The 13,327-nt window shown below is 72.2% G+C and carries 12 protein-coding genes; 3 read left to right on the top strand and 9 right to left on the bottom strand.

All coding sequences use genetic code 11. The annotated features are described in order from the left end of the window. Positions 1–360: 360 nt before the first annotated feature. The 6 genes from tyrS to ABL57_RS03965 form a co-directional block, all read right to left on the bottom strand. Positions 361–1,671, bottom strand: coding sequence for a tyrosine--tRNA ligase (tyrS, locus tag ABL57_RS03990; protein ID WP_047802159.1), 1,311 nt, complete (start codon positions 1,669–1,671; stop codon positions 361–363). 61 nt (positions 1,672–1,732) lie between these two features. Then, a complete protein-coding gene (locus ABL57_RS03985) occupies positions 1,733–3,991 on the bottom strand; it encodes a UvrD-helicase domain-containing protein (protein ID WP_047802158.1) in 2,259 nt (752 codons plus the stop codon). Positions 3,992–4,110: 119 nt separating this feature from the next. Then, on the bottom strand, positions 4,111–4,647 hold the full coding sequence (locus ABL57_RS03980) for an adenine phosphoribosyltransferase (RefSeq protein ID WP_238985967.1): 537 nt from the start codon (positions 4,645–4,647) through the stop codon (positions 4,111–4,113). Between the two features lie 40 nt (positions 4,648–4,687). Then, positions 4,688–5,350: a DNA-3-methyladenine glycosylase gene (locus ABL57_RS03975; RefSeq protein WP_203225547.1), complete on the bottom strand. Its 663-nt coding sequence runs from the start codon at positions 5,348–5,350 to the stop codon at positions 4,688–4,690. A 14-nt stretch (positions 5,351–5,364) separates the two neighbouring features. Next, positions 5,365–6,813, bottom strand: coding sequence for an argininosuccinate lyase (argH, locus tag ABL57_RS03970; protein ID WP_047802157.1), 1,449 nt, complete (start codon positions 6,811–6,813; stop codon positions 5,365–5,367). A gap of 160 nt (positions 6,814–6,973) precedes the next feature. Continuing rightward, entirely contained in the window at positions 6,974–8,185 is a 1,212-nt protein-coding gene (locus tag ABL57_RS03965; RefSeq protein ID WP_047802156.1) for an argininosuccinate synthase, read from the bottom strand. 275 nt (positions 8,186–8,460) lie between these two features. On the opposite strand from ABL57_RS03965, the gene ABL57_RS03960 reads away from it, so the two are divergent. Continuing rightward, positions 8,461–10,134, top strand: coding sequence for a catalase (locus ABL57_RS03960; RefSeq protein ID WP_047802155.1), 1,674 nt, complete (start codon positions 8,461–8,463; stop codon positions 10,132–10,134). Between the two features lie 118 nt (positions 10,135–10,252). Here the strand turns inward: ABL57_RS03960 and ABL57_RS03955 are convergent, their stop codons facing one another. Beyond that, positions 10,253–11,773 carry a long-chain fatty acid--CoA ligase gene (locus ABL57_RS03955; RefSeq protein WP_047802154.1) on the bottom strand — a complete coding sequence of 507 codons (1,521 nt, stop codon included), beginning with the start codon at positions 11,771–11,773 and terminating at the stop codon, positions 10,253–10,255. Between the two features lie 183 nt (positions 11,774–11,956). Between ABL57_RS03955 and ABL57_RS03950 the strand changes: the two genes are divergently transcribed. Further along, the gene (locus ABL57_RS03950) at positions 11,957–12,391 is read left to right on the top strand and encodes an ankyrin repeat domain-containing protein (RefSeq protein WP_238985966.1); all 435 of its coding nucleotides are present in this window, start codon (positions 11,957–11,959) and stop codon (positions 12,389–12,391) included. On the opposite strand, the gene ABL57_RS22855 is transcribed toward ABL57_RS03950, so the two are convergent. Together ABL57_RS22855 and ABL57_RS23485 are read right to left on the bottom strand one after the other, a co-directional pair. Next, on the bottom strand, positions 12,388–12,840 hold the full coding sequence (locus ABL57_RS22855) for a hypothetical protein (protein ID WP_371212459.1): 453 nt from the start codon (positions 12,838–12,840) through the stop codon (positions 12,388–12,390). The two genes, ABL57_RS03950 and ABL57_RS22855, sit on opposite strands and share 4 nt — an antisense overlap. Before the next feature lie 31 nt (positions 12,841–12,871). Then, complete coding sequence (locus ABL57_RS23485) at positions 12,872–13,057, bottom strand: AMP-binding protein (RefSeq protein WP_371212460.1); 186 nt, start codon at positions 13,055–13,057, stop codon at positions 12,872–12,874. Here ABL57_RS23485 and ABL57_RS22845 point away from each other — a divergent pair. Continuing rightward, on the top strand, positions 13,014–13,327 hold a 314-nt coding region (locus tag ABL57_RS22845; protein WP_047802153.1), incomplete at its 3' end, for a hypothetical protein. The two genes, ABL57_RS23485 and ABL57_RS22845, sit on opposite strands and share 44 nt — an antisense overlap.

Raw genomic sequence — 13,327 nt, 5'->3', positions numbered from 1 at the left:
GCACACTATTGAGTTCTCAAACAACAGACCAAGAACCAGGACCCGAAAGGCCCCGAAACTCGTGAGTGGTATCTTCGCCGCCTCCCGGTCTCGGAACCAGTGTTCCCAGCCTGAGGCAGCTCATCTATCCTACGCGGCCCGCCTTCGGAGTGTCAACTTGACGCTGGCCCCCGATCCGGTTCCGTTCGGACGGTCGTTTCCGCATGAACTTGACTCGGCACTCGGCCGGGCTGCTCTTTGCGGAACTGCCGCCGGCCGGCCTCTCGGCCCCGCCTGACGACTCGATGAACACTACACCCCCGTCCGGGGCGCCGCAAACGCGGTTCGCGGACCGGGGCGCCGGCTGCGGACGGCCGTGGGTCAGGGGCGCACGGTCACCGCGGCGAGGTGCTTCTTGCCCCGGCGGAGAAGGGCCCAGCGCCCGTGCAGGAGCTGGTCCGGGGCCAGCTCGGCGTCCTCACCGACGACCTTCTCGTTGTTGACGTAGGCCCCGCCCTCCTTGAGGGTGCGGCGTGCGGCGGACCTCGACTCGGACAGGCCGGTGGCCACCAGCAGATCGGCCACCTGCAGCCGGCCGGCCTCCACGCTGGCCCCGGGCAGCTCGCGCGCCACCGACTCCAGGGTGCCGGCGTCCAGCTGCCCCAGCTCACCGCGGCCGAAGACCGCAGCCGAGGCCGCGATCGCCTTCTCGGTCGCCTCGACCCCGTGCACCAGCGAGTTGACCTCCCAGGCCAGCACCTTCTGGGCCTCGCGCCGGTAGGGCTCCTCCTCGGTCCGGCGGGCCAGCTCCTCGATCTCCGCGCGGGACTTGAAGGTGAAGACCTTCAGCCGGTCCACCACGTCGGCGTCGGCGGTGTTGAGCCAGAACTGGTAGAAGGCGTACGGCGAGGTGAGCTCCGGATCCAGCCACACCGCGTTGCCCTCGGACTTCCCGAACTTGGTGCCGTCCGAGTTTGTGATCAGCGGCGTCCCGATCGCGTGCACCGCCGTGCCCTCGACCTTGCGGATCAGCTCGGTGCCGGCGGTGAGGTTGCCCCACTGGTCGGAACCGCCGGTCTGCAGGGTGCAGCCGTGCTCGCGGTGGAGGTTGAGGTAGTCCAGGCCCTGCAGGATCTGGTAGCTGAACTCGGTGTAGGAGATGCCCTCGTCCGAGTTCAGCCGCTTGGCGACGATCTCCTTCTTGATCATCGTGCCCACCCGGAAGTGCTTGCCGATGTCGCGCAGGAAGTCGATGGCCGACAGCTGGGAGGTCCAGTCGAGGTTGTTGACCATCACCGCCCGGTTCTCCCCCTGGAAGGAGAGGAACCGCTCGACCTGCCCGCGCAGCAGGTCCACCCACTGCGCCACGGTCTCCTTGGAGTTCAGGACCCGCTCGGAGGTCTGCCGGGGATCGCCGATCAGCCCGGTGGACCCGCCCACCAGCCCGATCGGGTGGTGCCCGGCCAGCTGGAGCCGGCGCATGAGGAGCAGCTGGACCAGGTGGCCCAGGTGCAGGGACGCGGCGGTGGGGTCGAACCCGCAGTAATAGGTGACCTTCTCCTCCGACAGCGACTTCTCGAGCGCCGACTCGTCGGTGGACACGTGCACCAGGCCGCGCCACTGCAGCTCCTGCCAGATGTTGGCGAAGGCCGGGTCGTTGTGCTGGGAGTTCAGATCAATTGCGTGCGACACGGATTCCAAGGTACCAGGGCGCGGACGGGCATCCCGTCCGCGCCCTGTCCCCGGTCCGGGCTCAGAAGCGGTCGAGACCGGCCGGCAGCCCGCCGGCCGCGACGATGCGCAGGCGCTGGGTGGGGCGGGTCATGGCCACGTACAGGTTGCCGACCCCTCCGCCGACCTCGTCCAGCAGGGCCTGCGGCTCCAGCAGCACGACCGAGTCGAACTCCAAGCCCTTCGCGTCCCAGGCGGAGAGCACCACGACCTGCCGGTCCAGGCGGCGCACCCCGGCGCCGACCAGTCCGGGCATCTCCTCGGCCAGGGCGGCGCCGATCTCGGGCACGCGGTCCTCGGGCACGATCACGGCCACGAGTCCCCCGTTGACGAGCTCGAGCTCGGACCGGACCTGGTCGAGCACGGTCCCGACCGCCTCGCCGGGGCCGACCCGGCTGACGACCGGCGGCTCGCCCTCGCGCACGGCCCGCGGCGCGGAGATGTCCAGGCCGGCGGCACGGGCGACGTCGACGGCGGCCTCCGCGATCGCGGCCGGCGTGCGGTAGTTGACCGTGAGCTCGTCGAGGACGAAGCGCTCCCCCACGAACGGCTCGAGGGCGTCCCCCCAGCTGTGCGCCGCGGTGGCCGAGCCGGCCTGGGCGATGTCCCCGACCACGGTGAAGGACTTCATGGGGCACCGGCGCATCAGCACCCGCCACTGCATCGGGGACAGCTCCTGCGCCTCGTCGACGACGACGTGCCCGTAGGCCCACGTGCGGTCGGCGGTGGCCGCCTCGGCCGCGGTCATGCGGTGCTGGCTCGCGGCGTTGAAGTCCGTCAGCTGGGAGGCGGTGACGATGCCGTCGGCGCCGACGTCCTCGAGGCTCTGGTGCATGTTCTGCAGCGCACGCTCGGCGTTGTCCGTGGCCTTGCGCTGCTCGCGCTCCGACTCGGCCCGCCGGCGCACCCCGGCCTGCTCGAGGTCGCCCAGCAGCTCGGCGGCCTCGTCCAGCAGCGGCACGTCGGCCACCGTGAACGGGCTGCCGGCCGGGCGCAGCAGCGCCTCGACCTGGGCGGCGTCCAGGTGCGGGGCCGCCGACTCGAGGTAGTGCCGCTTGCTGAACAGCTGGTCGACCAGCGTCTGCGGGGACAGCGGCATCCACGCGAGGTTCAGGGCGATCCGCACGTCCCGGGCCTGCCGGATGTCCTCCGCGAGGTAGGAGCGGTCCATCACGTTGCCGCTGGTGGTGTTGAGGTGCTCGCCGAGCTGCTCGGTGAGCTCGCGCAGCACGATCTTCACGAAGGTGTTGCGCGCCTCGTTGTGCGGCTTGCCCGTGGCGCGGGCCCGGTCCCGGGCACGCTTGACGGTGCGCGGGGTCAGCGTCACCCGGTGCGTGTCGACGCGCAGCACCTGCGCCTGGGCGGGGACCTTCTGCCGGTCGCGCACGGCACGGGCGATGACGTCGGCCATGTCCAGGCCCGACTTCAGCCGGGCGGTCCGGGGGTCCCGCTCCGGGACGGCGGCGACGCCCGGGAACAGCTCGGCCAGCGAGGACATGACCACGCCGGTCTCCCCCAGCGCGGGCAGCACGCGCTCGATGTACCAGAGGAACGACGACGACGGGCCCACGATGAGCACCCCGGCCTTGCGCAGCCGCTCCCGGTGCTCGTAGAGCAGGTACGCGGCCCGGTGCAGCGCCACGGCGGTCTTGCCCGTGCCGGGCCCGCCCTGGACGACCCGCACGCCCGGCAGTGGGGCGCGGATGATCTTGTCCTGCTCGGCCTGGATCGTGGCGACGATGTCGGACATCCGCCCGGTGCGCTTCTGGTTCAGGGCCGCGAGCAGGGCGCCCTCCCCGTGGAGCACGCCCTCGTCGTCGAGCATCTCCGGGTCCAGCACGTCGTCCTCCAGGGCGGCGACGTCGCGGCCCTCCAGGATCAGGTGCCGGCGCCGGCGGATGCCCATGTGGTTCTGCGCGGTCGCCTGGTAGAAGGCGGCGGCCTCCCGGGCGCGCCAGTCGACCATAAGCCGCTGGTGGTCCCGGGTGGCGAGGCCGATGCGCCCGACGTAGCGGCGGTCGCCCTCGTGCGTGTCCAGCCGGCCGAAGACGAGCCGGTGGTCGACGGCCTCCAGCTGGGCGAGGCGGTCCTCGTAGTGGGAGGCGAAGGCGTCGCGCTCCGCACGGTTCTGGTGGTTGCCGGCCGACTCGCTGCGGCGCACGGCCGCGAGCTCCGCCGTCTTCTCGGCCCGCAGCTCGTCGAGCCGGTCGTAGAGCATCGCGACGTACGCGCGCTCGACAGCAAGTTGCTCGGCCGCCATCGTGGCGACAGTCTCTGCCATGGGTGGACACCTCGTTCCGGATCGAACAGACCATCGATTCTACCGGTACGCCCAGCGATCCCACGGTCGCGCCGCCGCAGGTTGCGTAACAGGAGCAACGCCGGGGACGATGCCACCGGTCAGACGCGGTACAGGGCCCGGACACGGTGGCCGCCGAGGCGGCTGCGGCCCCGCAGGTCCGTGAGCTCCATGACCAGCCCGAACCCGGCGACGTGCAGGCCGGCCCGGTGCAGCAGCTGCGCGGTGGCGCCGAGGGTGCCGCCGGTGGCCAGGATGTCGTCCAGCACGAGCACCCGGGCGCCGCGGGGCACGTCGTCCGTGTGGATCTCGAGCACCGCCGAGCCGTACTCGAGGACGTACTCCTCGCGGAAGGTCTCGCGGGGCAGCTTCCCGGCCTTGCGCACCGGGATCAGGCCCACGCCGGCGGCGTAGGCCACGGCCCCGGCCATGAGGAAGCCGCGCGCCTCGATCCCGGCCACGTAGTCGAACTGGCCGCGGAACGCGTCCACCAGGGCGTCGATGGTCCGCCGAAAGCCGGCGGCGTCCGCGAACAGGGGCGTGAGGTCCCGGAAGAGGACCCCCGGTTCCGGGTAGTCGGGGATCTTCACGCACAGGCGCTCGATCATCTGCTCAACGGATTCGCTCACGCACGTCATGCTAGCGGTCCCGCGCGTCCGCCGAGCCCGGCCGCCGGACTCAGCGGCGCCGGCGCGGGACGGCGGCACGGTACGGGGAGACGGAGGGCTCCCCCGGGATCCACCAGCGCCAGGGGAACTCGGGAGTTCCCCCCGGCCCGGACACGCCGGTGCGCGGGCCCGAGGCCACCGGCGGCTGCTGCCCACCCTCGGGCGGGACCAGGAAGAAGCCGGCCGCGGCGGGGTCCCCGGCCGCGAGCGCGGCGCCGTCGTGGCCGAGGTCGATCCCCAGCGCCTTGGCCAGGTTGCCGGGACCGCGGGCCAGTCCGGCGTCGGGCACGGGGCTCGACCGGCCCCGGGCGCGGCGGGCGCGGGCCAGCTCGGCGCCCTCCACGACCTCACCGGCCCGCACCAGGCATCCGCCCGCCGCGCCCTCGGGCCGGCAGACGAGGTTGACCGCGTGGTGCATGCCGTAGGTGAAGTACACGTAGACGTGGCCCGGCGGGCCGAACATCGAGGCGTTGCGCGCGGTGCGGCCGCCCCAGGTGTGCGCGCCGGGGTCCGGCAGGTCGGACCCGGCCGGCCCGCCGTAGGCCTCGATCTCCGTGATCCGCACGACCACGGCGCCGTCCTCGCCGCGGTGGCCGAAGAGCCCGCCGAGCAGCCGCGGCGCGACCTCGGGGGCCGGCCGCGAGAGCAGCGCGAGCAGCGCTGTGTCTTCCACGCGCGCCCCGGGCCTCACCCGGCGACGATCGGGGCCCGCCGCGAGAACACGGCGACCTCGGCCACCTGCCGCTCGAGCTCCCCGATCTGGGCGGCGACGGCGGAGGGGGCGGTGCCGCCCTGGGCGCTGCGCGAGGCCAGGGAGCCCCCGACCGTGAGGACCTCCCGCACTCCGGGGTGCAGGTGCACGGAGATCTGCGCGAAGTCGGCGTCGGAGAGGTCCCAGAGCTCGATCCCGCGCTGCTCGCAGACCCGGACCGCGTCCCCGGCGATCTCGTGGGCGTCGCGGAAGGGCACGCCCTGGCGCACGAGCCACTCGGCCACGTCGGTGGCCAGGGCGAAGCCCTGGGGCGCGAGCTCGGCCATGCGCCGGGTGTTGAAGTCCAGCGTGCCGATCATGCCCGCGACGGCCGGGAGCAGGACCTCGAGCTGGTCGATCGCGTCGAAGACCGGCTCCTTGTCCTCCTGGAGGTCCCGGTTGTAGGCCAGCGGCAGGCCCTTGAGCGTGGCCAGCAGTCCGGTGAGGTCGCCGATGAGCCGGCCGGCCTTGCCGCGCGCGAGCTCGGCGATGTCCGGGTTCTTCTTCTGCGGCATGATCGAGGAGCCCGTGGAGAAGGCGTCGTCGAGGGTGACGAAGGAGAACTCCTTGGTGGCCCACGTGGTGATCTCCTCCGAGATCCGCGACATGTCCACCGCGATCATCGCGGTGATCCAGGAGAACTCGGCGTAGACGTCGCGCGAGGCCGTGCCGTCGATGGAGTTGTGCACGGCGGAGTCGAAGCCCAGCTCCGCCGCCACGGCCGCGGGGTCCAGGCCCAGGGAGGACCCGGCGAGGGCCCCGGAGCCGTAGGGGGACACCGCGGCGCGGGCGTCCCAGTCGACCAGCCGCTGGACGTCGCGCAGCATCGCCCAGGCGTGGGCGAGCAGGTGGTGGGACAGCAGGACCGGCTGGGCGTGCTGGAGGTGGGTGCGCCCCGGCATGGGCGCCTCGGGGTGGGCCTTGGCCTGGTCGAGGAGGGCCTGCACCACGTCGAGCACGTTGCGGGCGATGATCGCGGCGTGGTCGCGCAGGTACATCCGCCCGAGCGTCGCGATCTGGTCGTTGCGGGAGCGCCCGGCGCGGAGCTTGCCGCCGAGCTCGGGGCCGGCCCGTTCGATCAGACCCTTCTCGAGGGAGCCGTGCACGTCCTCGTCCGAGGGGGCGGGGGTGTAGGCGCCGGAGCGCACGTCGGCCTCGAGCCGGTCGAGGGCCGCGAGCATGCCCTCGAGCTCCTCGCCGTTCAGCAGCCCCGCCGTGTGCAGCACCCGGGCGTGCGCGCGCGAGCCCGCGATGTCGTAGGGGGCCAGCCGCCAGTCGAAGTGCGTCGACCTGCTCAGGGCCGCCAGGGCGTCGGCCGGGCCCCCGGCGAAGCGCCCGCCCCAGAGCGCGCCCTCGTTGGTGCCGTGCTTGTCCTGCTGCGCCATGTCTCTCCTTCTGCCGTCCTGGCGGTTTCTGCCGTCCTGGCGGTCCCGTCGGTGCGGACCGGGTGCGGTCCCCCGGCGTGCGCGGAGGGCCCCACCGCCGGGATGGGGCCCTCCGTCGTCGTGCCCGTTCCTGCTCGGCACGAGCCTACGTGCTCCCGGGCTACTTGCCCTCGGCCGCGAGGCGCTGGTCGCGGGACGCCGCGACCTTCGAGGACATCCCGAACAGCTCGATGAACCCGCGGGCCTGGGACTGGTCGAAGGCGTCCCCCTCGTCGTAGGTGGCGAGGTTGAAGTCGTACAGGGACGTGTTCGACCGGCGCCCGGTGACGGTGGCCTGGCCGGCGTGCAGGGTCATCCGGATGTCGCCGTCGACGTGCTTCTGGGTGTCCTGGATGAAGGCGTCCAGGGACTGCTTCAGCGGGGAGAACCACTGGCCGTCGTAGACGAGCTCCGTCCAGCGCTGGTTGACGGTGCGCTTGAAGCGGGCCTGCTCGCGCTCGACCGTGACGTTCTCGAGCTCGCGGTGGGCGGCGATCAGGGCCATGGCGCCGGGGGCCTCGTAGACCTCGCGGGACTTGATGCCCACCAGCCGGTCCTCGACGATGTCGATCCGGCCGATGCCCTGGGCGCCGGCGCGGCGGTTCATCTCCTGGATGGCCTGCAGCGGGGTGACGGGCTGGCCGTCCAGGGCCACCGGGATGCCGCCCTTGAAGCTGATGACGACCTCGTCGGCCGGGGGCGGGAAGGTGGGGTCGTCCGTGTAGTCGTAGACGTCCTTGGTCGGGGCGTTCCAGATGTCCTCGAGGAACCCGGTCTCCACGGCACGGCCCCAGACGTTCTGGTCGATCGAGAAGGGGTTCTTCTTGGTCGTGACGATCGGCAGGTCGTGCTTCTCGGCGTAGTTGATGGCCTTGTCGCGGGTCAGGGCGAGGTCGCGCACCGGGGCGATGCACTTGAGCTCCGGGCCCAGGGTCTGGATGCCGACCTCGAAGCGGACCTGGTCGTTGCCCTTGCCCGTGCAGCCGTGGGCGACGGTCGAGGCGCCGAAGCGCTTGGCCGCGGCCACGAGGTGCTTGACGATCACCGGCCGGGAGAGCGCCGAGACCACCGGGTAGGCGTCCATGTACAGGGCGTTGGCCTGCAGGGCGGGCATGCAGTACTCGGCCGCGAACTCGTCGCGGGCGTCGGCCACGTAGGCCTCGACGGCGCCGCAGTCCAGGGCGCGCTGGCGGATGGTCTCGAGGTCCTCCCCGCCCTGGCCCACGTCGACGGCCACGGCGATGACCTCGGCCCCGGTCGCCTCGCCGATCCAGCCGATGGCCACGGAGGTGTCGAGGCCTCCGGAGTAGGCCAGCACTACGCGCTCGGTCACGGTGTTCTCCTTCGTCGGTGGTCCGGGCGCCACGGCGTGGGCCCCGTCTCTGTGCATGACTATACACGCTCGGTTGTATTTATGCATTCGGAGGTCCGGCACGCCGGTCCGGGCGACCGGCGACCCACCGCAATTATGAATCACTAGCAATAGTCCGGCGCTTCCGACATACTGGGGGCACGGTCCCGTCCGTGCCGGACGAGCCCACCCGCAACGCCGGGGCCCCCGTGTCCCGGCCGTGCCGCACACCCGGTCCCTACCCCGAGAGGAACCCCATGACGAACGTTCCCGAGCAGACCCTCACCACGCGTCAGGGCCACCCGGTCCACGACAACCAGAACACCCGCACCGTCGGCTCGCGCGGGCCCGCGACCCTTGAGAACTACGCGTTCCTCGAGAAGATGAGCCACTTCGACCGCGAGCGCATCCCCGAGCGCGTGGTCCACGCCCGCGGCACCACCGCGTTCGGCTACTTCGAGGCCTACGGCCAGTACGGCGACGAGCCCATCGCCAAGTACACCCGTGCCAAGCTCTTCCAGGAGGCCGGCAAGCGCACCGACGTCGCCCTGCGCTTCTCCACCGTGGCCGGCGGCCGCGACTCCTCCGAGGTCGCCCGGGACCCGCGCGGCTTCGCCGTGAAGTTCTACACCGAGGACGGCAACTGGGACCTCGTGGGCAACAACCTCGGGGTGTTCTTCATCCGCGACGCCATCAAGTTCCCGGACTTCATCCACTCCCAGAAGCCGGACCCCGTGAACTTCGAGGCCTCCGTGGCCAACCGCGCCTTCGACTTCTGGAGCCAGTCGCCCGAGGCGATGCACATGATCACGATCCTGTTCTCCCCGCGCGGGATCCCGGCGGACTACCGCCACCAGCAGGGCTTCGGCGTGAACACCTACAAGTGGGTCAACGCGGCCGGTGAGTCCGTGCTCGTGAAGTACCACTGGATCCCGAAGCAGGGCGTGAAGTCGCTGACCTCCGCGGACGCGGCGAACATCCAGGCCCAGACCCTGGGCTCGCACACCAAGGACCTCTACGACGCGATCGAGGCCGGCGACTACCCCGAGTGGGAGCTGCAGGTCCAGGTCATGGAGGACCACGACCACCCCGAGCTGGACTTCGACCCGCTGGACGACACCAAGGTGTGGCCGGAGGAGCTGTTCCCGCCGAAGCCGGTCGGGCGCATGGTGCTGAACCGCAACCCGGAGAACTTCTTCGCGGAGAACGAGCAGATCGCCTTCGGCACGGGCGTGCTGGTGGACGGGCTGGACTTCTCCGACGACAAGATGCTCGTGGGCCGCACCTTCTCCTACTCGGACACCCAGCGCTACCGCGTGGGCCCGAACTACCTGCAGCTGCCGGTCAACGCGCCGAAGACGCCGGTGGCCACCAACCAGCGCGACGGCCAGATGGCCTACGCCGTGGACCACGCTCCGGGGCAGAACCCGCACGTGAACTACGAGCCGTCCATCATCGGCGGCGTCCAGGAGACCCCGAAGCCCGAGGGGTACCGGCCCGAGGTCGGCCCGCAGATCAACGCGCGTCTGACCCGCGCCCAGATCGAGCGGACCAACGACTACAAGCAGGCCGGCGAGCGCTTCCAGCTCCAGGAGGACTGGGAGAAGGAGGAGCTCATCGCCAACCTGGTCGACGCGCTGTCCCAGTGCGACCGCCCGATCCAGGAGCGCATGGTCTGGCACTTCTACATGGTCGAGGACGAGATGGGCCGCCGCGTAGGCGACGGCGTCGGCGTGTCCCTCGAGGACGTCAAGGACCTGGGCCCGCTGCCCACCCAGCGCCTCACCGAGGAGGAGCAGCAGCGCGTGGCCAACCTCGGCAACAACGGCCCGCGCAGCGTGGAGGGTCTGACCATGACCCACTGCGTGCCCAACGAGCACGTGTCCGTGGAGCGCGAGCCCCAGGCGAACCCGGCCATGATGGCCAACTGATCCACGGGCCGGGGCCCCGCGCGGGCCCCGGCCGGATCGGTGCCGCCGGCGCAGCGCCGGGGGCAGCAGCAGGAGGGCCCGACCGCGATGCGCGGTCGGGCCCTCCGGCGTAACGGGCTCAGCCGCGGCGCCCGGCGCCCTCCAGGTCGAGGGAGCGCTTGAGGATCTTGCCGGTCGGCCCCTTGGGCAGCTCGTCGACCACCTTGTAGTAGCGCGGGTGCTTGTACTTGGCCACGCGCTCGCGCACGAAGGCGTCCAGCTCGTCGATCCTGGCCTCCGTCCCGGCCTCCGGGACGTCGCGGAAGGCCACGACGGCCGCGACCTCCTCGCCCAGCGTCGCGTCCGGCACTCCGACCACGGCGGCCTCCGCGATCCCGGGGAACTGGTAGATGACCTCCTCGATCTCCCGGGGGTACACGTTGTAGCCGCCGCGCAGCACCATGTCCTTCTTGCGGTCCACGATGTAGTAGAAGCCGTCCTCGTCCACGCGGGCGAGGTCGCCCGTGTGGAACCAGCCGTCGCGGATCGCCGCCTCGGTGGCCTCGGGGTTGCGCCAGTAGCCGGCCATCACGTACTCGCCGGCCACCACGAGCTCCCCGATCTCGCCGACGGGGACGTCCTCGTCCCGGTCGTCGACCACCCGCAGCTGCGCCCCGCGCACCACGGTCCCGATGGACCCCGGCCTGCGGCCGTGCGCCTCCTGGTTGAAGCACACCACCGGGGAGGTCTCCGACAGGCCGTAGCCCTCGTAGATGGGGGCCCCGAAGACCCGCTCGAAGCGCTCGAGGATCTCCACCGGCAGCGGGGAGCCGCCCGACACCCCCGCCCGCAGGTGCGGCACCTCGACGGGTCCCTCGCCGGCGGCGTGCAGGAGCGCGATGTGCATGCTGGGCACTCCGGCGAAGATCGTCACCTCGTCGCGGACGAGGATCTCCAGGGCCTTGGCGGGATCGAAGCGGGGCAGCAGCGTGACCGTGGCCCCGGAGGCGATGACGCCGTTGAGCGCCACCGTCTGGCCGAAGACGTGGAAGAACGGCAGCCCGCCGAACATGACGTCCCCGGGCCCCGTGCTGAACAGGCTCGCGGAGAGCTCCGCGTTGGTCCGCAGGTTGTGGTGGGTGAGCACCGCGCCCTTGGGCCGGCCCGTGGTCCCGGAGGTGTAGAGCAGGACGGCGGGCTCGTCGTCGGCCCGCTCGGCGAGCTCCGGCATCGGCGGCACCTCGCCGAGGCTCTGGAGCGTCCCGGCGGCGGTCACCTCGACCACGGGCACCTCCCGCTCCAGCTGCGCGGCAGCGGTGCGGGTGGCCTCGGCCATGGCCTCCCAGACCAGCACGAGGGAGACCTCGGCGTCCTGGAAGTGGTAGGCCAGCTCCCGGGGGCTGAGCAGGGGGTTTAGGGGCACGACCACGCCGCCCATGCGGAGGATGCCGTAGTAGGCGATCGGCATGTGCGGGACGTTGGGCAGGATCATCGCCACGCGGTCACCCGGCCGGATGCCGCGGGCGCAGAGCATCGAGGCCACCCGCGCGGAGAGGTCGTCGAGGGACCGGTAGCTCAGCACCCGGTCGTCGAGTACGATCGCCCGGGCGTCGGGGGCCGCGGCGGCCGAGTCGGTGAGGAGGGTGGCGAGATTGGTCATGGGGACTCCGGATCCCCGGTGCGCGGGCACCGGCGCGAGGAACGGGCGGGGTGAGCTGTGTCACACGAGCGTGCCAGGCAGTTACTGCAACGTCAAGACCCGGATACCGCGATGTGCCCGAGTGCCGCCGGCCCCGATAAACTGCCCGAGCAGCACCTGCCCGCCGACCCGTAAGGACCCGCCGTGACCGAGACCCCCCAGCCGCCCCAGGATCCGGCCGCCCCCCAGCTCACCGAGAAGGAGATGGCCTACGTGCTCACCCTCTTCGACATGGCCCGGGAGGGCCGCACCGAGGAGCTGCTGCCCGCCGTGCGCGCCGGTGTCCCGGTGAACCTCACCAACGGCAAGGGCGACACCCTGCTCATCCTCGCCGCCTACCACCAGCAGGAGGACACCGTCGCGGCGCTGCTCGAGGCGGGGGCGGATCCCGACCGGGTCAACGACAACGGCCAGACCGCGCTGCTGAGCGCTGTCTTCCGGGGCAACGAGGCCGTCGTCCGGGCACTGCTGGAGGCCGGCGCCTCCCAGACGGCCGGCGCCCACTCCGCCGCCGACTTCGCCCGGGTCTTCGAGCGCGCCGACCTGCTCCCGGTGCTCGAGGAGTACGCCGGCCGCTAGCCCAGCCGCTCCACCTCGCGCTTGAGGATCTTCCCGGTGGGCCCCTTCGGCAGGGATCCGACGATCCGGTGGAGCCGTGGGCGCTTGTAGGCCGCCAGGCGCTCGCGCACCCAGGAGCGCAGCTCGGGCACCAGGCGCTCGCCGTCCGCGGCGGTCTCGGCCGTGAGCACCACGAACGCCGCGACCTCCTGCCCCTGCGCCGCGTCCAGGACGCCGACCACGGCGACCTCCGCGACGGCGGGGTGCTCGTACAGCACCTCCTCGACCTCGCGGGGATAGACGTTGTAGCCGCCGCGCAGGACCATGTCCTTCTTGCGGTCCACGATGGAGCAGACGCCGTCCTCGTCCACGCGGGCGAGGTCGCCCGTGCGGAACCACCCGTCCCGCAGCACGGCGGCCGTGGCCGCGGGGTCGCGCCAGTACCCGGCCATCACGTAGCGGCCGGCCACGGCCAGCTCCCCCACCTCCCCGCGCGGCAGCTCACGCCCCCCGGTCGTCCAGCACCCGCAGGTCCGCGCCGGGCACCGCCGTGCCGATGGAGCCCGGCCGGCGCGGGCCCTCGAACCGGTTGAAGCACACCACCGGGGAGGTCTCCGACAGCCCGTAGCCCTCGAGCAGGCGGGTGCCGAACGCCTCCTCGAAGCGCCGGAGCGCCTCGACCGGCAGCGCGGCCCCGCCGGAGATCGCGGCCCGCAGCGCGGGGAAGGACGCGGTCCGCTCGCAGCACGGCCATGTCGTCCCCCGCGCGCTCCACCACCCCGGGCAGCGGATCCGCCGCCGGGAGCTCCTGCCCGGGGCCGGCGCCGAGCTCGAGCACGGGGACCTCGAGCCCGAGGTCGGCCAGCGCGGCCCGGGCGGCCTGCGCCATCGCCTCCCACACCACCACGGCGGCGACCTCGGCGTCGCGGAAGTGGTGGGTCAGCTCCCGGGGGGGGG

The sequence above is a fragment of the Kocuria sp. SM24M-10 genome, from assembly GCF_001027955.1.
Classification (GTDB): domain Bacteria; phylum Actinomycetota; class Actinomycetes; order Actinomycetales; family Micrococcaceae; genus Kocuria; species Kocuria oceani.
This window is presented reverse-complemented; position numbering and strand designations above follow the sequence as displayed.

Coding starts and splice junctions, on each gene's coding strand:
- ABL57_RS03980 (WP_238985967.1), bottom strand. CDS start 4,647: ATGACGTGCGTGAGCGAATCCGTTGAGCAGATGATCGAGCGCCTGTGC.
- ABL57_RS03960 (WP_047802155.1), top strand. CDS start 8,461: ATGACGAACGTTCCCGAGCAGACCCTCACCACGCGTCAGGGCCACCCG.
- argH (WP_047802157.1), bottom strand. CDS start 6,813: ATGGCGCAGCAGGACAAGCACGGCACCAACGAGGGCGCGCTCTGGGGC.
- ABL57_RS03955 (WP_047802154.1), bottom strand. CDS start 11,773: ATGACCAATCTCGCCACCCTCCTCACCGACTCGGCCGCCGCGGCCCCC.
- ABL57_RS03985 (WP_047802158.1), bottom strand. CDS start 3,991: ATGGCAGAGACTGTCGCCACGATGGCGGCCGAGCAACTTGCTGTCGAG.